General features: G+C 59.8%; 18 protein-coding genes. 8 read left to right on the top strand and 10 right to left on the bottom strand.

What is annotated here, in order from left to right:
• Nucleotide 1: 1 nt before the first annotated feature.
• The 3 genes from LA304_RS12510 to LA304_RS12500 all read right to left on the bottom strand — a co-directional run bounded on the left by LA304_RS12510 (nucleotide 2) and on the right by LA304_RS12500 (nucleotide 3,414).
• A complete protein-coding gene (locus LA304_RS12510) occupies nucleotides 2-1,030 on the bottom strand; it encodes an MBL fold metallo-hydrolase (RefSeq protein WP_224503498.1) in 1,029 nt (342 codons plus the stop codon).
• A complete protein-coding gene (locus tag LA304_RS12505) occupies nucleotides 1,030-2,739 on the bottom strand; it encodes an acyl-CoA dehydrogenase (protein WP_224503497.1) in 1,710 nt (569 codons plus the stop codon). Before LA304_RS12505 ends, LA304_RS12510 begins: the two co-directional genes overlap by 1 nt.
• A 105-nt stretch (nucleotides 2,740-2,844) precedes the next feature.
• Entirely contained in the window at nucleotides 2,845-3,414 is a 570-nt protein-coding gene (locus LA304_RS12500; RefSeq protein WP_224503496.1) for a YqgE/AlgH family protein, read from the bottom strand.
• Nucleotides 3,415-3,558: 144 nt separating this feature from the next.
• Here LA304_RS12500 and LA304_RS12495 point away from each other — a divergent pair, with 144 nt between their 5' ends.
• Complete coding sequence (locus tag LA304_RS12495) at nucleotides 3,559-4,347, top strand: protein-disulfide reductase DsbD domain-containing protein (RefSeq protein WP_224503495.1); 789 nt, start codon at nucleotides 3,559-3,561, stop codon at nucleotides 4,345-4,347.
• On the opposite strand, the gene LA304_RS12490 is transcribed toward LA304_RS12495, so the two are convergent.
• The 4 genes from LA304_RS12490 to LA304_RS12475 form a co-directional block, all read right to left on the bottom strand.
• Nucleotides 4,344-7,712, bottom strand: coding sequence for an efflux RND transporter permease subunit (locus LA304_RS12490; protein WP_224503494.1), 3,369 nt, complete (start codon nucleotides 7,710-7,712; stop codon nucleotides 4,344-4,346). The two genes, LA304_RS12495 and LA304_RS12490, sit on opposite strands and share 4 nt — an antisense overlap.
• Nucleotides 7,713-7,714: 2 nt before the next feature.
• Nucleotides 7,715-9,175 (bottom strand): efflux RND transporter periplasmic adaptor subunit, encoded by a 1,461-nt coding sequence (locus LA304_RS12485; protein ID WP_224503493.1) that lies wholly within the window; start codon nucleotides 9,173-9,175, stop codon nucleotides 7,715-7,717.
• Nucleotides 9,176-9,344: 169 nt separating this feature from the next.
• Nucleotides 9,345-9,887, bottom strand: coding sequence for a molybdenum cofactor biosynthesis protein B (moaB, locus tag LA304_RS12480; RefSeq protein WP_224503492.1), 543 nt, complete (start codon nucleotides 9,885-9,887; stop codon nucleotides 9,345-9,347).
• Nucleotides 9,888-9,897: 10 nt separating this feature from the next.
• Nucleotides 9,898-10,698, bottom strand: a complete 801-nt coding sequence (locus LA304_RS12475) for a uracil-DNA glycosylase (protein ID WP_224503491.1) — start codon at nucleotides 10,696-10,698, stop codon at nucleotides 9,898-9,900.
• A 129-nt stretch (nucleotides 10,699-10,827) separates the two neighbouring features.
• On the opposite strand from LA304_RS12475, the gene LA304_RS12470 reads away from it, so the two are divergent.
• From LA304_RS12470 to LA304_RS12445, 6 genes are all read left to right on the top strand, one after another.
• Nucleotides 10,828-11,787, top strand: a complete 960-nt coding sequence (locus LA304_RS12470; RefSeq protein ID WP_224503490.1) for an aspartate carbamoyltransferase catalytic subunit — start codon at nucleotides 10,828-10,830, stop codon at nucleotides 11,785-11,787.
• On the top strand, nucleotides 11,784-12,302 hold the full coding sequence (locus LA304_RS12465) for a hypothetical protein (RefSeq protein ID WP_224503489.1): 519 nt from the start codon (nucleotides 11,784-11,786) through the stop codon (nucleotides 12,300-12,302). The genes LA304_RS12470 and LA304_RS12465 overlap by 4 nt, the downstream gene beginning before the upstream one ends.
• Nucleotides 12,299-12,814 (top strand): hypothetical protein, encoded by a 516-nt coding sequence (locus LA304_RS12460; protein WP_224503488.1) that lies wholly within the window; start codon nucleotides 12,299-12,301, stop codon nucleotides 12,812-12,814. The genes LA304_RS12465 and LA304_RS12460 overlap by 4 nt, the downstream gene beginning before the upstream one ends.
• Nucleotides 12,811-14,076, top strand: coding sequence for a dihydroorotase (pyrC, locus tag LA304_RS12455; RefSeq protein ID WP_224503487.1), 1,266 nt, complete (start codon nucleotides 12,811-12,813; stop codon nucleotides 14,074-14,076). The genes LA304_RS12460 and pyrC overlap by 4 nt, the downstream gene beginning before the upstream one ends.
• 3 nt (nucleotides 14,077-14,079) lie before the next feature.
• Complete coding sequence (gene plsY, locus LA304_RS12450) at nucleotides 14,080-14,673, top strand: glycerol-3-phosphate 1-O-acyltransferase PlsY (RefSeq protein WP_224503486.1); 594 nt, start codon at nucleotides 14,080-14,082, stop codon at nucleotides 14,671-14,673.
• A gap of 67 nt (nucleotides 14,674-14,740) precedes the next feature.
• Nucleotides 14,741-15,163 carry a DUF805 domain-containing protein gene (locus LA304_RS12445; protein ID WP_224503485.1) on the top strand — a complete coding sequence of 141 codons (423 nt, stop codon included), beginning with the start codon at nucleotides 14,741-14,743 and terminating at the stop codon, nucleotides 15,161-15,163.
• Between the two features lie 32 nt (nucleotides 15,164-15,195).
• Here LA304_RS12445 and LA304_RS12440 read toward each other — a convergent pair whose 3' ends face one another.
• The 3 genes from LA304_RS12440 to LA304_RS12430 all read right to left on the bottom strand — a co-directional run bounded on the left by LA304_RS12440 (nucleotide 15,196) and on the right by LA304_RS12430 (nucleotide 17,877).
• Nucleotides 15,196-16,566, bottom strand: a complete 1,371-nt coding sequence (locus LA304_RS12440) for a glutamate--cysteine ligase (protein ID WP_224503484.1) — start codon at nucleotides 16,564-16,566, stop codon at nucleotides 15,196-15,198.
• A gap of 61 nt (nucleotides 16,567-16,627) precedes the next feature.
• On the bottom strand, nucleotides 16,628-17,155 hold the full coding sequence (locus LA304_RS12435) for a hypothetical protein (protein ID WP_224503483.1): 528 nt from the start codon (nucleotides 17,153-17,155) through the stop codon (nucleotides 16,628-16,630).
• On the bottom strand, nucleotides 17,152-17,877 hold the full coding sequence (locus LA304_RS12430; RefSeq protein ID WP_224503482.1) for a 16S rRNA (uracil(1498)-N(3))-methyltransferase: 726 nt from the start codon (nucleotides 17,875-17,877) through the stop codon (nucleotides 17,152-17,154). Before LA304_RS12430 ends, LA304_RS12435 begins: the two co-directional genes overlap by 4 nt.
• Nucleotides 17,878-17,888: 11 nt before the next feature.
• Between LA304_RS12430 and ubiA the strand changes: the two genes are divergently transcribed.
• Complete coding sequence (gene ubiA / locus LA304_RS12425) at nucleotides 17,889-18,869, top strand: 4-hydroxybenzoate octaprenyltransferase (protein ID WP_224503481.1); 981 nt, start codon at nucleotides 17,889-17,891, stop codon at nucleotides 18,867-18,869.
• Nucleotides 18,870-18,921: the final 52 nt, after the last annotated feature.

Raw genomic sequence — 18,921 nt, 5'->3', positions numbered from 1 at the left:
CCTATCCTCCCGTTTGCCACAGGATAGCACCGTCCTCTCTGACCGTGCCTTTCACGAGGCCTCTCCGTTCAAGATAGCGGCAGTGCGCCATCGCCTCAATCATTGCGAGATTGTATTCGGCGCCCCTGATGGTCCGTAGAAACAATACCTCAAAGCAGTCACAGGCCGTCGCGGGAGTTTTCAGATGCTCCAGCAGACGCTCCAAGGCATTCTCATGGTTCTCGATCATGTGCTTAAGGCGCGCAGGCAGGCCCGTAAACGGCAGTTTGTGTCCGGATAGAACGAGTTGCTTGGCAGCGTGAGGTTGGAACTTTCGACAAGACTGAATCCAGTCCCCGACGGTATTCGCGGCAGGTTCGGTTGGAGTGACGCCGATATTCGGTGAAATTCCCCCGAGCAACTGATCGCCACCAATCACCAGCTTGCCATCTCGGCTCCAGAAGGTCGCGTGTTCAGGCGCGTGGCCGCCTCCGGTCCTGACGTCCCAATGGCGCCCGCCGATTTCAACCAGGTCGCCATCTTCGACGCGCGTGTAACCGAGCGGGATCGGATAAACCTCATCCGCCGTATTGAAGGGGCGATCGGCAACGTATTTCGCATAGATCTCCGGCGCCATGCCGCAGGACCGCCAGAAGGCCCGCATTTCGGACGTCGAGGTTTCCTGCACATCGAGCTGCAACATCCGCGCCATGAGGTAGGCGGTACGCGTCGTGACGAGTTCGGCACCGTGCTCCGTCATGAACCATCCCGCGAGGCCGATATGGTCGAGGTGGTGATGAGTCACGATCACGCGTTTGACGGGCTTGCCACCCATTGGACCCTTCATCAGACCCAGCCAAAGCGCGCGGGTATCCGCCGTATCAACACCCGTATCGACAATGGTCCAACCGTCACCCTCATCGAAGAGATAGACGTTCACATGCCCCAAAGGGATGAGCAGAGGCATCCTTGACCAAAGCACACCCTCTGTGATCTCGACCACGCCCCCCAGTTGTGGTGGATCAAAAGGGGAGCGGATCGGTTCAAGCATTAGAAGGCGAGGTCCTCGGGGGAGATTGCATAAATATCTGCCGCTCCGAGACGCGCTTGGGTCAACAGGGCGGCGTATTCGGGCAGCATACGGTTGATGTAGAAAGCTGCAAGGCGCGATCGCGGGCCATCGCCACCCTCAGCCATTGCAGCCTTGAGGTGATAGTATCCGCCGAGAACCCGCGCGAAGGCCCGCAAATACGGAACCGCGCCCGCGAACCGGTCGTTCATCGGTAGTGCGATCATTGCTTCGACACCTTCGCGGAGCGTTTCTGCCGCACTCCAGACCGCTTTGGCGCGGTTCGGTAGGGTCGCACGCGCCTGTTCTGCGAAGCTCTCGATTTCATCCAGCAGGGCAAAGGCGGCGTCGCCGTCGTCCATCAACTTACGACCGACAAAGTCCATCGCCTGAATACCGTTCGTACCTTCATAGATCGAGGTAATCCGCGCATCGCGGGCATATTGGGCCGCGCCGGTTTCTTCGATGTAGCCCATTCCGCCATGCACCTGAACGCCGGTCTGCGCCACCTCATGGCCGATATCCGTCGAAAAGGCCTTCGCCACCGGAATGAGGAAATTGCCACGTGCGAGTTGGTCGGGATTGCTCCGCCCGAGATCGAGCGCGACCCCGCACGCCAGAGCAATCGAACGCGCGACAAACGTATCGGCTTTCATCGTTGCGACCATGCGGCGGACGTCGGCATGATCAATGATCCCCGCGCCCTCGCGACCGATCGGGGAGCGCCCCTGCACGCGATCTTCGGCATAGGCGAGCGCCTTTTGCGTCGCGGCCTCGGCGATGCCGACCCCTTGGACTCCGACCCCGAGACGGGCGTTGTTCATCATGGTGAACATACACTTCATGCCCTGATGTTCTTCCCCCACGAGCCAGCCGGTCGCTCCGTCATAGTCCATGACACAGGTCGGCGAGCCGTGGATGCCGAGCTTATGCTCGAGGCTCACGACTTTGAGCGCGTTGGCATCCCCGACGCCACCATCGGCGGTCGGGAGGAATTTGGGCACCATAAAGAGCGAGATACCCTTCGTCCCCGGCACACCATCCGGCAGACGCGCCAGAACGAGATGGCACACGTTCTCACAAAAATCGTTGTCGCCCCATGTGATGAAAATCTTCTGACCCGTAATGGCGTAGGTGCCGTCCTCATTGCGTTCCGCTTTGGTCCGGAGCGCACCGACATCTGACCCCGCGCCGCTTTCTGTGAGGTTCATTGTCCCGCACCATTCGCCGGAAATCAGCTTGGGAATATAGAGCGCTTTCATCTCATCGGAGGCATGATGTTCAAGCGCTTCAATCTGGCCCTGCGTCATCAAGGGCTGCAAGGAGAGCGAGAGACACGCGCCAGACATCATCTCGTTGACCGCAGTCGCCACGGACAGAGGCAGTCCCATCCCGCCGTTCTCCTCGGAGGCCAGCATTCCGATCCAGCCCCCCTCGGCAACCTGCTCCATCGCCTGCGCAAAACCGGGGGAGGTGACGACAACTCCGTCTTTCAACACCGCCGGATTGAGATCACCACCACGATCCAGCGGCGCGATGGCATCGGTTGTCAGCTTTCCGGCCTCTTCGAGGATTGCATAGGCCGTCTCCGCATCCAGATCGGGAAATGTCCCGCTTTCAAGCACTGCATCAAACCCGACGACATGCTGAAAAATAAACTGAAAATCCGATACCGGTGCGCGATAGGTCATAATGTTTCCTCCAAGACGCAAACCAATTTGCGTAAAAGCGGCCGGAGCCGCTTCTTTTCCTTAGAGTACCCAAGGGGTGGTAGTCACCCAAGACCAAACGCTACGTCACGCGTGTCCTGCATCACCGGACAAAAGCGCCGGACTGACGCCGAGTGACTGCAAAGCCGCACTCCATTTCAGGTCGTCGGGGGTGTCGAAAACGATTTCCGGCACTGCGTCACAGCTCAGCCAACCGTTTTCCGCAATCTCGTCTTCGAGCTGCCCCGGGCCCCAGCCGGCATAGCCCAAGCACAGGATGCTGTCCCGCGGACCGGTGCCGGTTGCGAGATCACGGAGAATCTCCCGCGAGGCAGTCATAGAAAACTCCGGCGCAACGTGCATGGAGGCGTGATCGGCAACATATTCGGTCGAATGCAGCACGAAACCACGCCCGACCTCGACCGGCCCGCCGAAATGAACAGGCAGCGGACGAATGCCCGGCGTCGGGTGAATTTCGAGCTGATCAAACACGTCTTTCACCGCGATTTCAGCCGAAACTTTGTTGACCATCAAACCCATGGCACCATCCTCGGAATGGGCGCACATGAAGACCAAAGCATTGCTAAATCGTGGATCGCCGATGCCCGGCATCGCGATCAAAAGTTTTCCGGTGAGATCAGAGGACTGTGTTTCCATACTCTTCACCTGACCCGAAGCCTGCGCGGGGCGCAAGACTTCGTCGCGAAAAATCGCGGAGTTATCGCAACACAAACCTGCGATCACGCATCTCTCTTGTAAATGTGAGTTCTTACGGCGCGCCCGAGCACCTATATCGGAATCATGAACAAAGTTGCGTCTCTCCTCTCCGCGTGCCTTCTCGCCGCCAATCCTGCCCTCGGGCAGGATGTCTCGGACATGGCACATGTCGAGATTTTGACAGGTTGGCAGATGGAGAATGGTAACCGCATGGCCGCGATCCGAATCTCGCTCGAACCCGGCTGGCATACGTATTACCGCGCACCTGGTGAGTCCGGCATCCCGCCGCAGATCGACCTCACCGGGTCCAACAACATTGCCTCCATGCGCCTACATTGGCCTTCGCCGGAACTGCATGTGAGCAACGGGATGTGGTATCTGGGATATGAGGATGAGCTGCTGTTGCCCATCGAACTCAGCCCCCTCGGCGGAGGCGATTTCCGCCTGAACGGCGTGATGGAATTCGGCGTCTGTGACGATGTCTGTGTTCCCATGTCGGTTCAACTGGGGGCCGATTTCAACGCCTCGCAGACGCCCTCCTACACTCAGGAAATCCGCGCCGCGCTCGCCGATCAGCCCGCTCTTATCGAGAACGCGACCTGCGATGCCGTGCCACTTCAGGACGGGATGCGCCTGACAGCCTCCCTCAAAGTTCCCGAGCTTTCAGGTGATGAAGTTGCCGTCGTCGAACATCCGGACAAGTCGATTTGGGTCTCTCAGGCGATGCTTTCTCGCGCCGGCGGCACGTTGGAGATCGAAAGCGATCTTGTTCCCCCGTCTGCACAACCCTTCATGCTAGAGCGGTCCGCGCTCACCATCACGGTTGTCGGTGGCGGGAAGGCCTATCAAGCCAACGGGTGCAAAGGCAGCTAGGCCTGCGCGCGTGACGTCCGCCGCAAGGCGACCGCGACGTAGATGGCAAAGAACACCACAGCCAATCCGAGCAGGAACACCCCGATCGCGGCACCGACGCCCGCGGGCGCAATCAATGCAGGGATCAAGTTCGGCAGGATGCTGGACCCGAGGGTGAGCACAAACCAAACCACAGAAAATGCAGACGCGCCGATCAGTGTTTTACCGACGGTTCCGGTGCGTTTCGGATGTCGAATACCGCGCCGGAACGCAGCGATCTGCCGTCCGACGTCGAGTTGCATCGCGAGAATTGCGGGGACGAGCATGAGAACGATCACCATGCCGAAGCCCAGTCCATAGGACAGCGTGATAACGGTCGGCTTTAGAAACTGCGCGTCGCGAGAGCTTTCGTAGAGCAGAGGCGCAAGACCAAGCACAGTCGTCATCGTGGTGAGCATGACGGGCCGCAGACGGTCGGTGGCCGCGTCGATTACAGCCGGGATCAATCCGCGCTCTTTCGCGTATTCATCGACGGTCGAGACGAGCACAATAGAGTCGTTGATGATGATCCCGCTCATCCCGATGAGGCCAACGACCGAGAACATCGACAACGGAACCTCCCAGATGGCGTGTCCATGGATGGCACCAATTAGGCCAAACGGAATGACGGACATAACGACAACGGGTCGCGTCCAACTCGAGAAAATCCATGAGAGCGTCAGATAAATCCCGACCAAAACCGCCATGAGTCCGAACATTGCATCCGAGAGGAAACGGTTTTCTTGCTCGGACAGGCCGGAAATCCGGTGCGTGACGCCGAATTCCTGATCAATCTCCGGAAGAATGACCTCCGTGATTTCGGCCTGAATTTCGGTGGCCCGCACTGGATTGTCCTCGCTCAGATCGCCGCTCACGGAGAGGATGCGCAACCCGTTCTCGCGTCGAACCGTTGAGAAGCCGGCCCGACGCTCAACCGTCACGATATCGGACAGCGGGACGTAATCCCCCGTGCTCGTCCGCATACGGGTTTGGTTGAGGAAATCGGCGGTCAGTTCGCTCTCAGGAAGTTCGACCTGAATCGTCGCCGTCCGTGTGCCCGACGGGAAACTAGCGGCCTCGATCCCGCCGAGGCGGTGGGATAGAACTGTGCCCAAGGTCTCAATCGAAAAGCCGAGCGCCTCACCCTGCGGAGTCAATTGCAGGATCAGTTCTTCTTTGTCATAGGAGAGGTTATCCTCGAGCGCGGATACCTCCGGATATCGCGCGAGGCGCGTTTTCAGGCCTTCTGCTGCGGCTTTGAGTGTCTCGGAATCGGCGCCGTAGAGATCAACGTCAATCGCGTCGCCACCCGGACCAAAATGCATCCGGCGGAAGGATACAGTCTCGGCAAGCGGATGATTGACCACCTCTTGCTGGAGATCGGCAACGAAGGCGTAGGAAGAATAGGGGCGCAAATCCGCGTCAATCAGTTCGATCGTGATACCGCCCAATTGATAGTCTTCTTTGGTGCTGGTTCCGGCGAGGCCACGACCCGTGTTCGACCCTATCTGCGCGATGGCATAGGCCACAGGATTGGTGCCGTATTCCTCTTCATACCGGTCTGCTACGGCCTCGGTCGCACGCTGCAATTCCTGCATCATCGCGACCGTGTCACTCCGCACAGCAGACGGTGCCATCGCGAAGTTTCCGGAAATCACGGGTTGCTCTGGCGAGTTGAAGAAGCGCCACTGCACATCACCGCTGATGAGCAAGGATACCTGCCACGACAGCAGCAGGATCGCACCTGCGACGACCGGATAGCGCAGCTTCACCGCGAAAGCCACAAGCGGACGGAACAAGCGCTCGCGGAAGACGCGGAACCCTTTGTCGACCTGACGCGAGGGCCAGTCGTACCAATGCGTGCGGCTGTGCGCCGCGAGCGAATGGCTCAGGTGGTTCGGCAGAATGATGAAGCATTCCATGAGCGAGGCGATCAGAACGACAATCACGGTGAACGGAATGTCGGCGATCATGTCCCCGAACCGGCCGGAAATTGCTGTCAGGCCGAAAAAGGCGATGACGGTGGTCACAGTGGAGGAGAACACCGGCGCAAACATGCGCTTCGCCGCGTTCTCCGATGCCTCAACCGCTCGCTCGCCAAGGCGCCGGACACGGAAATCGGCGTGTTCCCCGACCACAATCGCATCGTCCACCACGATCCCGAGCGTGATGATCAATGCAAAGAGCGAGATCATGTTGAGCGTGATGCCCGCCGCATACATAAGCGCGATCGCAGACAACATCGCGACGGGGATACCGGCCGCGACCCAAATCGCCGTCCGAGCATTCAAGAAAAGAAAGAGCAACGCCAATACGAGGCCCAAACCCATCAAGCCGTTGCTGATCAGGAGATCAAGACGCGCCTTGATCGACTCTGAGCGCGTCCGGAAGAGATCGAGCGTGACACCCTCCGGCAGGGTCAATTGCATGTCCGCAGTGACCTCTTCGACCGTGGCCTGAATGCCGATTGCGTCGCCCTGATCAGAGCGCGCGACTTGCACCGTGACGGCAGGGTTATCGCGCACGAAGAACGCCTCATCCCTATCAACACCGTTCACACGCAGTGTTGCGATATCACCGATGGTGAGTTGAGACCCGTCGTCGTTGGTGCGGAGCACGATCCCCGCAACATCCGCTGCATCCCGTTTCTCGACACCCGTCCGAATACGCGACCCCGAACCGAGGTTTCCGGCCGGGTTTGTATCTGTTTCCGCAGCAATGGCCGCAGCGATGTCCGCCATTGAGATATCATGCTCAATAAGGCTCAGAGTGGGGACTTCGACAATCGTTTCAGCAGCGGCGACGCCAGTGATCGAAGTCCGTGTAACCCCCTGCGCAAACAGTCGGGCAACAAGTTCATCCGCGAAACGTGCCAACTGATCGAGGCCGACAGGCCCCGTAATCGCCACGCTTGTGACGGAGTCTGTCCACCCGCCCCACTGAACGACAGCATCTTCCGCGTCGTCGGGAAGCTCTGTCACGGTGTCGATGGCCGCGTTGACGTCATCTGCCGCGCGCTGAATATCCCAGCCCGGCTCAAATTCCAACGTGATGGACCCGCGCCCTTCGATGGACGTCGCGCTACTTTCCAACACGCCCTCAACCGCGAGCAGTGTCGGCTCGAGCACCTGAACAATCGCGTTATCAACTTCCTCCGGGCCCGCGCCATCCCACGCGACCGAGACCCGCACGGAATCCACGACCACATCAGGGAAAAACTGCGCCCGCATCCGAGGCAGGGCCGTGAGACCGGCGGCCAACATGAGCACAAGCACGAGATTGGCTGCCGTGCGATGGCGCGTGAAGTAGGAGAGAATGCCGCGCGCTTTTTCGAGACCAGCCGCCATGGTTAACTGCCCATCCGCTGTTCAAGACGCGCAACGAGATCGGCGGGCACCTGCTCGGCGCTCAATTGTTCGATAATGCGATTGCGGGAGTCTTCGCCCATTTGCGAATTGCCGCGCACGAAAGCCAAGAGTTGTTCACGGCGTTCATCTGTGAGCGTCACCACATCCGGCGCCCCCGATGAGGCCGCAGAGTCCGGTCCATTGTTCACTTTGACCCGAATGCCCGCACCGAGGAGCGGCGTCCGCTCGGATACGACCTGTCGGCCAGAGACACCTTGGGCCGCGATGATCACATCGTCACCTTGTCGTCTGAGCACTCGCACCGCAATCTCTTCGAGGCGGCTCTGATCCGTCACGGCAAGCACTGTGTTGTTTCCGGCCACAGCCGTTGCGGGGACCAGAGCGACCTGCTGCAATTCCGGCTCTTCGAGCTGCACCGTTACGAAGTCACCCGGTCTAAACCCCGAGGCTTTGTCGAGCTTTGCATAAAGCGTGCGGCCACTTTGCCCTTCAGCCACAGCCGCGCTCTCACGCACGACAACACCGCGTGTCACGAGGTCGAGTCCAGCCACATTCAGGGACACGGAAACTTCCATTTCAGGGAGGCGATCATTTTCCGTCACGAGGCGTGCATATTGCTCGGTGGAAATCCGGAAGGCGGCTTCAAGATCACCGGGCGCAATCAGGGTCGCGAATTGCTCGTTCGTGCTGAGCAATGTGCCCAGCGCGCCCGAGACCTCGCTCAAAACCCCGTCAAAAGCCGCCGTGACCGTCATGTCTTCGAGCGTCCGACGCGTCTCATCTAGGTTGATCTCCGCGCGAAGCACGGCAGTGCGCGCGTTCTCAACGGCGGATTCCTGATCCGCGAGCGACTGACGCTTTGAGAGCACCGATTGCGCGGCTGCGGCTTCCGCAAGTTGCGCGTCTTCGACAGCGCTCACACTTCCAAACCCGCGCTCTACGAGGCTTTCCTGCCGTTGCAGCGCGGTTTGACGCAGCGCGAGTTGGGCGCGCGCCTGAGCCAAGTCATCGGACGCAATGTCAGAGGCGCGCTCCGCATCCCGAAGATCCGCCTGCGCTTCCAAAAGATCGGCCTCGGCCACACGAACGGCGGCCTCCGCATCAGCCGTGTCGATCTGGAGAATGACATCCCCCGCGCGAACGGCGCCACCTTCCTCGAAATTTGGATTAAGCGCGATGATCCGCCCAGCGTCCGGTGCGCGGAGCTCAAGGCTCTGACGCGCCTGCAACTGACCATAGCTCGTGAGCACCGGCGTGACTGTTTCCGGCACGATCTCGACCACATTCACCGCAAACTGACGTTCGCGTGCCTGCGCCGGCATCGACTCTGCGGCCATACGCGCCTTGGTCGCCGACGTGATCTTGAGCCCAGCACCTGCGAGGAGGGCAAGCGTCGTGCACACGAGGAACAATCCGATTAAGGAACGGCGGAGAAATCTCATTCGGGGTCTGACCTCTTGGGGGTGCGCCACGGGTGGCTTTGGCCTCGATTGGGTTTATCGTCACACAGTGTCACAGGACGCAGAGCCGCGTGACGTGCATCAGAATATAGACTTTAACGGCAGACTTTCCGGAATCCGTCGCGGTAAATTGTCTTTTCACGCAAATTTGTCACTTCCGCCGCTTGTGCTCTTCGAGGCGGGGGAAAATCTGGACGAAATTGCAGGGCTTGTGCCGGTAATCGAGCTGGAATTTCAAAATCTCGTTCCATGCATCTTTGCACGCGCCCGTCGATCCGGGCAGCGCGAAAAGATAGGTTCCGCCCGCAACACCACCCGTCGCGCGGGATTGGACCGCAGAAGTTCCAATTTTTTGCATGGATACAATGGTAAAAACCGTTCCGAAGGCGTCGATCTCTTTCTCATAGACGTCACGATGTGCCTCGACCGTCACATCACGGCCTGTGAGACCGGTTCCGCCCGTCGAGATCACGACATCCACGTCCGCGTCATCAATCCACGCTTGCAACGTGTCGCGGATCAGATCGCGATCATCGGTCACGATTTTGCGGTCGGCAACGGAATGCCCTGCCTCCTCAATCATTTTGACGAGCGTATCGCCGGAGCGGTCATCTTCGAAACTGCGTGTATCTGAGACAGTGAGCACGGCAATCCGGACCGGGATGAATTCCAGACTTTCATCAATACGACTCATGGACGCCTCCTCATTTTTGTGACTGCAGCTTCGCTCGGATTTCGAGCAGATCGGCCCACGCCTCACGCTTCGCAATGGGGTTTCGCAGCAAATAGGCCGGATGCGTCATCGGCATCGCGGGTTTGCCGAGCACCGTCTGCCACTTCCCGCGCAACCGCGTGATCCCCGCCCGCCCCAAGAGCGCAGTGCAGGCCCAGTTCCCCATCAGCACGACGACGTCCGGATCGGCGAGTTCGATGTGACGGATCAGGAACGGTTTGAGCATCGCGATTTCTTCGCGTGTCGGATCGCGGTTTTCGGGCGGACGCCATGGGATCGGGTTCGTGATGTAAAGCGCATTCTCCGCGTCGGGCGACGCGCGGTCCAAGCCGATAGCAGCGAACATCTTGTCGAGAAGCTGACCCGACCGACCAACAAACGGCTTGCCTTGCATATCCTCATCGCGTCCCGGGGCTTCGCCGACAATCATGACCCGCGCAGCCGGAAGGCCATCTGAGAACACGAGGTTCCGCGCACCGAGTTTCAGATCGCAAAGATCAAACCCCTCGAGCGCCTCACGCAAGGCCTCTAGCGACCCTGCCGATTTCGCCAGTTTCGTCGCGATATCCGCCGGATCGGGCTCTGCCGCGGCAGCAGGGGCCAACGTCGCGGGTGTCGCTCGCGATTGCGCCGTCTGGCTCTGAGGTAAAGGCCGTTGATCCAACAAGTCATATCTGTTCACAGGGGATTCAGAGATTGCCTCGGCTGCGCCAAGCTCAATCTGCCACTCCAACAGAGCGTGTGCATCCCAATAGTCGATCTGAGTCTCCATGCCGCCACGCTACAGGGGCGGCGCGCGGAGGTAAATCACTCCTGTAAATGCAACAGTGACGCACATGGCGCATTGCCCGCTCCGCGCCCCTTTCTTATAAGCGGAACAAACGGCGCGACAGGAGGCGACATGGCATTCCGACAAAAACACCTTCTTGGGATCGAGCCGCTTCATCCCGAGGAAATCAAGACCGTGCTCGACGTGGCGGACACCTACGTCGATTTGAATCGTCAATCGAACAAGCATTCGGACGCGCTCAAAGGTCTCACGCAGATCAACATGTTCTTCGAGAACTCGACGCGCACGCAGGCCTCCTTCGAGTTGGCGGGCAAGCGCCTCGGCGCGGATGTGATGAACATGGCGATGCAGGCGAGTTCGATCAAAAAGGGGGAGACGCTGATCGACACAGCGCTGACGCTCAATGCGATGCATCCTGATCTGCTCGTGGTCCGGCACCCGCATTCCGGCGCTGTCGATCTCTTGGCGCAGAAGGTGAATTGTGCCGTCTTGAATGCTGGTGACGGCAAGCATGAGCACCCGACGCAGGCGCTGCTCGATGCGCTAACGATCCGCCGCGCGAAGGGTCGGCTTCACCGTCTCAACATCGCGATCTGTGGCGACATCACCCATAGCCGCGTGGCGCGCTCAAACCTCATCCTGCTGGGCAAAATGGAAAACCGCGTGCGCCTCGTCGGTCCGCCGACTCTCGTGCCGCAGCAGTTCCGTGAGTTCGGCTGCGAGATTTATGACGACATGGCCGAGGGCCTCAAAGACGTGGATGTCGTTATGATGCTTCGTCTGCAGAAAGAGCGTATGGATGGCGGCTTTATCCCCTCGGAGCGCGAGTATTTCTACCGCTATGGTCTCGATGCTGACAAACTGGCCCATGCAAAACCCGACGCCATCGTCATGCACCCCGGCCCGATGAACCGTGGCGTTGAGATCGACGGAACGATTGCCGATGACATCAACCGCTCTGTCATTCAGGAACAGGTCGAAATGGGTGTCGCCGTGCGCATGGCCGCGATGGACCTGCTTGCCCGCAACCTAAAAGCCGAACGTGAGGCGAACAACGGAGTGATGGTGTGACCACGCCGCTCGATATTCCCAAATCAGGCCGTCATGTCTGGGTCTTCACCTATGGTGGGCCTCTGAGCACGCTCGAAGCCATGTCTGCGGAGGACGTGGCCGAGGCGCTCGGTCTAGAGACCGCTCCGGATGAAGAAAGTTACGAGTGCTTCGACATCTCGACGCTCGGGGAATACAGCTTTGCCTATTATCTCGCCGAGGCGAGCGGTTTCGACCTCGATGACAGCGCAGAGATACTCAACGCCCTGCATGGTCCGGCGCTCCTGCTCTACTCGCGCGGGCTTACACCGCAAGACAACCCGATGGCCCCGAAAGCGCCGTTCAAACTGATCGACCGCTTCGGCACGCCTGTTGAACTTCCGCCCGTCACAGGGATTGAAACCGCGAGCGCGGATGGCGTGCTGCCGCAAGGTGCGCCCCCGACCTCGTCCGCGCGCATGTCCGGCATGGTCGCGACCGTCGTCCTGATCTTCCTCGCGATTTTCGTGGCCGCTTTCGTTTGGGTGGGCGGATGACCGAGGGCTGGGCGGATATCCTCATGCCCAATGAACGGGTTCTTTGGCAGGCGCAGCCCGACAGCCGGATCGAATGGCGCGGCCCGCAAGTGCCGTTCGCCCTCTTCGGCATGATGTTCGCCGGTTTCGCCCTGTTCTGGACCGTCAAGGCCATGATGAGCAACGGGTTCTGGGTCTACGGTATCTTCCAGATTGTAACCGGCCTCGGCATCGCGCTCGCTCCGCTGTTCATCGGCCCGTTCATCGCCAAACGGACCTGGTATTCACTCACCAACCGCCGCGCGTTCTTTGCGTCCGACCTGCCGTTCGGGGGAAAGTCCCTGACAGCCCTCGAATTGTATCCGAACACCCCCGTCGAATTCGACGGTCAGGAACCCGGCACGCTGTCGTTCGGCGCCCGCGCCGAGGCCCTCGTGGGAGATCGCTTTGACAGCACCCCGCGCTTCTTTCGTATTCCCAATGCCCGCCATGTGTTCGGGCTGGTTCTCGACATCCAGAAAGGCAAAGTATGACCATTTTCACGAATGCTCGCCTGATTGACCCGGAAACTCAGACCGACGAGATTGGCTGGCTGCGCGTCGAGGGACCAACCATCGCCGAGCGCGGAACAGGCACGCCGCCAATGGGCGAAAGCATCGATTGCGGGGGCAAATGCCTCGCGCCGGGGATTGTTGATCTTGGCGTAAAGGTTTCGGAGCCGGGGGAACGTCACAAAGAAAGCTTCGCCTCTGCTGGCCGCGCCGCCGCAGCGGGCGGGGTCACGACGATCGTCACGCGACCGGACACGATCAACGCGATTGATACGCCAGAGGTGCTCGAATTCGTGCGTCGCCGCGCGGCGACCGATGCGATTGTGAAGGTGAAACACATGTCCGCCCTCACAAAGGGCCGCGACGGGCGCGAGATGGTGGAAATCGGCTTCATGCTCGACGCAGGGGCCGCGGCCTTCACCGACTGCGACCACGTCGTCACAGATACTAAGGTCCTCCAACGCGCCCTCACTTACGCCAAATCTTGCGGTGCACTCGTGATCGGCCATCCGCAGGAACCGACGCTTTCCAAGGGCGCGGCTGCAACGTCCGGTAAATTCGCGGCGCTGCGCGGCCTTCCGTCTGTCTCTCCGATGGCGGAGCGGATGGGACTCGACCGTGATCTTGCGCTCGTCGAGATGACCGGCGTGCGCTACCACTTTGACCAAGTCACCACGGCCCGCGCCCTTCCCGCCCTTGAGCGCGGCAAGGCCAATGGGTTTGATATCACCGCCGGTGTGTCCATCCACCACCTCACGCTCAATGAGCTCGACGTGGGCGACTACCGGACGTTCTTTAAGGTCAAACCGCCACTTCGCGCGGAAGAAGATCGCCTTGCGATGGTGGATGCCGTGGCCTCCGGTCTGATCGACATCATCTGCTCCATGCACACCCCGCAGGACGAAGAGAGCAAGCGTCTCCCGTTCGAAGAAGCGGCCTCTGGCGCCGTCGCGCTCGAAACGATGCTGCCCGCCGCGCTTCGCCTCTATCACGCGGGGCAACTGACGCTGCCAGAACTGTTCCGCGCGATGGCGCTTAATCCGGCAAAACGTCTCGGCCTCAACAGTGGTCGCCTGTCTGACGGCGCGCCTGCAGACCTCGTGCTCTTCGATCCGGATGCGCCATTTGTGTTGGACCGTTTTGCGCTTCGCTCGAAATCGAAGAACACACCCTTTGACGGCGCGCGGATGCAGGGCAAGATCAAAGGCACGTGGGTCGATGGCCTGCGCGTGTATGAGGGCTAAGCCATGACGATGATCTTCCTGCTCGTGACCGCGATTGTCGCCTATCTGCTCGGGTCGATCCCGTTCGGGATCGTGATGGCGCGTCTCTTTGGCCTCGGCGATTTGAGGCAGATCGGGTCCGGCAATATCGGCGCAACCAATGTGCTCCGCACAGGCAACAAGCTCGCGGCCTTTCTGACCCTGCTCGGCGATAGCGGCAAAGGCGCAGCGGCGGTTCTCATTGCGCGCGCCGTGTTTGGCGAACCTGCTGCTGGCGTTGCCGCGCTCTTTGCGATGCTCGGGCATCTCTATCCGATCTTCCTGAAATTCGAGGGAGGCAAGGGCGTCGCGACGTTCCTCGGCACGCTGTTGGCCCTGTCGTGGCCCGTCGGCCTCACGGCCTGTGCGACGTGGCTTCTCGTGGCGGTGATCACGCGGTATTCGAGCCTCTCGGCGCTCGTCGCGGCGCTTCTGGCACCCGTTTACACGGCCATTTTTTACCACCTGCACGGGGCGTTTCTGGTCGTGATCCTGACTGCGCTGATCTTTTTCAAACACCGCGAAAACATCGCCCGCCTGCGAGAAGGCACCGAGAGCAAGATCGGGCAGAAGGGTTAATCGCGTTTTCTCTTGCCTCACGGCCCCGGATCGAGAAATCTGGGGCTGAATTTTAGATGAGGCTTAGATGAAATTTCTCGACGCGGTTAAAATCTGTTTTTCCAAATACGTCACCTTCTCCGGCCGCGCGCGGCGGGCGGAATATTGGTGGTGGGTGCTCTTTACGACTGTTGCCGGAGCGGTCCTCGCCGTCATTGACACTGCACTTTTCGGCTTTGAGCAAAACTATGACCCGCTGAACAGCATCTTTTCGCTCGCGACATTTCTCCCGTCGATCAGCGTCTGGGTCCGTCGCCTTCACGACGTGAATCGTTCGGGTTGGTGGGCATGGCTCATCCTCATCCCGCTCATCGGCTGGATCATTCTCCTCTACTGGGCAGTCAAAGGCGGAACAGAAGGCCCGAACCGTTTCGGCCCCGACCCGATCACTGGAGAGGGAGGCGCAGAGGCCTATAGCCCTTCGGCCATCCCGTCCGTGAAACGCGATTGATCCAAAGGAAAAGGGGCCATACGGCCCCTTTTTTAGTAGGAATATTCTCCGAACACCTTGCTCGCGTCTCCGTTCCAGTCGGTATTGAACCGCTGGATCAACTCGTCTGCGGGTGACATACCTGTTTCTAGGCTGTCTTTGAGCGCATTGAGGAAGTGGGTTTCGTCGGGGATCATGCCGCCCGCACCAACGCGACCGCGCGCCTTGAGGCCCATTTCCGCGATCTCAACACAGCTCTTCGCGAGATCAAGCATTTTGACCCCATCCACCTCGGCGTGAAGTGCATCGACCGAAGCCGCGACGCGGAGTTCTTCGCGGAACTCTGGCGTCCAGCCTTTGGTCAGGTCAGCCGCTGCATCCAGTGCGGATTGGTCATACATCAGGCCAACCCAGAAGGCAGGCAGCGCACAGAGGCGACGCCACGGGCCGCCATCCGCGCCGCGCATTTCCATGTATTTCTTGATCCGCGCTTCTGGGAAGAGCGTCGTAAGGTGGTCCGCCCAATCAGAGAGCGTCGGCTTCTCACCCGGCAGGGCCGGAAGTTCGCCTTTGAGGAAGTCGCGGAAGGACTGGCCTAGCGCGTTGATATATTTACCGTCGCGGTAGACGAAATACATCGGCACATCGAGCGCGTATTCGACATAGCGCTCAAAGCCCATGCCATCCTCGAACACGAAGGGCAGCATACCGGTGCGGGACGCGTCGAGGTGACGCCAGATGCGCGAACGCCAGCTTTTGTGCCCGTTCAACTTGCCCTCTTTGAACGGAGAGTTCGCAAAAAGTGCCGTCGCAACCGGTTGAAGCGCCAGAGCGGTGCGGAATTTCTGCACCATGTCGGCCTCAGACGCGAAATCGAGGTTCACCTGCACAGTGCAGGTGCGGCGCATCATGTCTTTGCCGGTCTCGCCCACGGTGCTCATGTAGGCGTCCATCAGCTTGTAACGGCCTTTTGGCATCAGCGGCATGTCTTCGTGGGTCCACGTCGGCGCCATACCGAGGCCGATGAACCGCGCGCCGACTTCGTCCGCGATGGTGTGCACCTCTTTGAGGTGTTCGTTCACCTCGTCGCAGGTCTGGTGGATGTTGTCCAACGGCGCGCCGGAAAGTTCGAGCTGCCCGCCCGGCTCTAGAGAAATGTTCGCGCCATTGAGTTCAAGCCCGATCAGGAATTCCCCCTCGAAAATCGGGTTCCAACCATAGCGGTCCTGCAGCCCTTCGAGAATGGCCTTGATGGAGTGCTCACCTTGATACGGAAGCGGCATCTGGCGCTCTTCGCAATAGCCGAACTTCTCGTGCTCGGTGCCGATTTTCCATTGGTCCTTCGGTTTACAGCCAGACTCGAAATAGCTCACGAGGTCGTCATAGCTCTCGATCGGGCCGCCGCCGGATTGGGGAATGGACATACGGGAGTGCTCCGGAAGTTAAAATTTCGTTCGGTAGAGTTGGTCTAACCGGTCGGGGAAGTCAATGCGCGCGGCTTTCGCCTCGGTGCAGAACTGGTGTGCGTTTGCGCCAAATCACAACTGGCTTATCGGGCGCTGTTTTGATCTCTCGGAGCATCTTTTCCGTCTCCAAACCATCGAGCCCGACAAAGACATCAAACAGGGCCTCGGCCCCATGGGCGTTCAGCGGAATGACCAAATTGGGTTGCCCTGCGGCCTCCAGTTGCCAATGCGCATGGCCGTTTTCGCCCGGGATCAGGATTACGGCGCGCAGTTCGGAAATCTCGATCTGACCGCCCGTGAGGGGAGAGAAAAAGGATACGACACCCTCATCGACTTCGACAGCGCCAAACCCGCCGCCGCCGCGATTGAACCGCGCGCGCTGGACAGCGGCGAAGGCGAAGATGACGGAAATAGCTGTGGTCGTCCAAGCGATGTAACGCAGCACACCAAACGTGGAGGACGCCCACCACGCAAGATGCGCGGTGATAACGACGGCCACGATCACCTCGCGCCAGCGCCAAAGCATCGCCCGCACTTCGGGTCTCACGACCAGTCTCCGAGATGTTGCTGCCACACGGTCATTGCGGCGACAGCGGCCGTGTCGGCGCGGAGAATACGTGGACCGAGAGAAACTGCGTGAGCGAACGGCAAGGCATGAAGACGTTTGCGCTCCGTCTCAGAGAACCCACCCTCCGGACCGATCAGAATTGCCCATTTGCCGCCCTTCACGTCGCCGAGCGCCTCTGCGGCACCGACAAGCGTCTCGTCGCAGAACATGATCTGCCGGTCTTCGTCCCAATCGGCGAGGAGGCGGTCGAGCTTCGCCAAATCGGCCACTTCGGGCACGTAGGTCCCGCCACATTGCTCGGCGGCCTCAACGGCGTGGGCTTGTAAACGATCCTGCCGGATGCGCTCCGAGTTGGTGAAATCTGTCGAAACCGGACAAATCCGCATCGCGCCCATCTCAGCGGCTTTCTCGACGATGAAATCGGTGCGCGCCTTTTTGATCGGGGCGAAGAGGAGCCAGAGATCAGGGGGCATCTGCAGATCACGGGTCTTCTCGCGGCAGGTCAACTCACCACCGCGTTTGCCGGCCTGCGTGACCTCGGCCAGAAACTCACCATCGCGGGAGTTAAAGAGCGCGATGAACGCACCCTCACCCTGACGCATCACACCAAAAAGGTAATGCGCCTGATCCCGTTCCAGAGGAATGGATTGCCCCACAGCCAGTGGGTGATCTACATAGAGCCTGATTTTCGCTTCAACCATGGATCCTACATATGACCGATAAGCGCGTGACGCCAGAGCAGACAGAGCCTGAAAAGTCGGGGCAAGTCGCAGACGCCGTCAAAGGGAACTGGGTCGATCACCGTGCGCCTGCATGGACCCGCCCCTACCTGCGCTTGTCGCGTGCGGATCGTCCGGTTGGCACATGGCTCCTTCTGATCCCGTGCTGGTGGGGGGCGCTGCTTGCCTCTGCCGAGGCGGGCGCGCTGTCTTTGAAAGCGGTCTGGATCATCATCGGCTGCGCCATGGGGGCATGGCTCATGCGCGGTGCTGGCTGCACATGGAATGACATCACCGACCGAGATTTCGACGACAAGGTTGAGCGCACCAAAAGCCGCCCGATCCCGTCCGGTCAGGTTACGGTCAAACAGGCCGCGACATGGATGGTCCTCCAGAGCCTGATTGCCTTCGTGATCCTGCTGACCTTTGGCAAGCTCGCGATCATTCTCGGTGTTGCATCCCTCCTGCCTGTCGCTATCTACCCGTTCGCGAAACGGTTTACGTGGTGGCCGCAGGTGTTTCTCGGGATTGCATTCAACTGGGGCGCACTCCTCGCCTATGCCGCCGTTGCAGGCACGCTGACAACTGCTCCGGTCTTTCTCTATCTCGCTGGGATCGCGTGGACGATCTTCTACGACACGATCTATGCCCATCAGGACAAGGAGGACGATGCGCTCATCGGCGTGAAATCGACCGCGCGCCGCTTTGGGGACGAAACCCCACGCTGGCTCAAACGCTTCCTCGTCATCACCGTTATCCTCATGGCCGCCGGCATTATCGAGGCGCTCGCGGACAGGTCCGTGCTCGCCCTTGTGGTCGCACTTGGCGCGCCATGGGCGATGGGGCTTCACATGACGTGGCAGATGACAAAGCTCGACACCGAGGATCCGGACGGGTGCCTCCGCCTGTTCCGTGCCAATCGAGACACCGGATTGCTCGCTGCGCTATTTCTTGCCATCGCGATCTTCCTTTGATTGCGGCTTTGCCGAGAACCCCCTAAGACAGTTCGCAAATTCATGGCACAGG

Origin of the sequence: Celeribacter litoreus (assembly GCF_020165855.1) — a bacterium.
Lineage (GTDB): Bacteria > Pseudomonadota > Alphaproteobacteria > Rhodobacterales > Rhodobacteraceae > Celeribacter > Celeribacter litoreus.
This window is presented reverse-complemented; position numbering and strand designations above follow the sequence as displayed.